The following is a 903-nucleotide window of genomic DNA, read 5'->3' on the forward strand; positions in this document are numbered from 1 at the left end:
TTCGTCGTACTTCTTGGCCGAGCCGCCAAACTTCGCAGCCAGCACCGTGGCGATTGCTGCCGTCAGCGTCGTCTTGCCGTGGTCAACGTGACCAATCGTACCTACGTTCACGTGCGGCTTGGTCCGCTCGAACTTTTCCTTTGCCATTTCGCGACTCCTGTCTCGGTAGCAATTGCCAGTGCGGGTATAGATGGTGCCCATGGGCAGGATCGAACTGCCGACCTCTCCCTTACCAAGGGAGTGCTCTACCACTGAGCCACATGGGCGAAACTTGACTTACTTCTTTGACGGCAACCGCGGTGCTGGAGCGGGTGAAGGGAATCGAACCCTCGTCGTAAGCTTGGAAGGCTTCTGCTCTACCATTGAGCTACACCCGCCCGGTTACTTCCTTCACCGGCTCATCGCCTGGTTGCTGCCTTGCATTCTGGTGGAGAGGGCTGGATTCGAACCAGCGTAGGCGTAAGCCAACAGATTTACAGTCTGCCCCCTTTAGCCACTCGGGCACCTCTCCGCAGAGAACTTGTGATTATGGTGGAGCTCGCTTGGGCTGTCAAGCACTTTCCCTTGCGGTAAGTACCTTTGCGGTAGCCTGGCGGGCCCTGCGAACAGCACGCTTTGCACGGCTGTCGCGAACCAGAATCATCGTTCGAAAAACCGACGCTCTCACCCTATAGGGACTCTGAAATCCAGAGCTGGCGCGGCTTTCAGGGCTTCGGCGGGGCAACGCGAGCGGCAACGTCAATCCGTCGCCGCAAAAGCAAAACCCCCAGCCTTTATGGGGCTGGGGGTTCTGGGTATAAGAGCCTGGCGATGACCTACTTTCACACGGGTAGTCCGCACTATCATCGGCGCAAAGTCGTTTCACGGTCCTGTTCGGGATGGGAAGGGGTGGTTCCGACTCGC

1 protein-coding gene, 3 tRNA genes and 1 rRNA gene are annotated in these 903 nt (G+C 58.0%); all 5 read right to left on the bottom strand.

Going from position 1 to position 903, the window contains the following annotated elements:
- Positions 1-147, bottom strand: a 147-nt coding sequence (locus AC1DP9_RS27695; RefSeq protein ID WP_441593733.1) for a GTP-binding protein, incomplete at its 3' end; no start/stop codon positions are given.
- Positions 148-191: 44 nt separating this feature from the next.
- Positions 192-266, bottom strand: a tRNA-Thr gene (locus AC1DP9_RS27700).
- 37 nt (positions 267-303) lie between these two features.
- A tRNA-Gly gene (locus AC1DP9_RS27705) sits at positions 304-377 on the bottom strand.
- Between the two features lie 48 nt (positions 378-425).
- Positions 426-511: transfer RNA gene (locus AC1DP9_RS27710), tRNA-Tyr, on the bottom strand.
- 291 nt (positions 512-802) lie between these two features.
- Positions 803-903: ribosomal RNA gene (gene rrf, locus AC1DP9_RS27715) — 5S ribosomal RNA — on the bottom strand; the annotation flags it as partial.

Source organism: Cupriavidus sp. 01L43, from assembly GCF_056399925.1.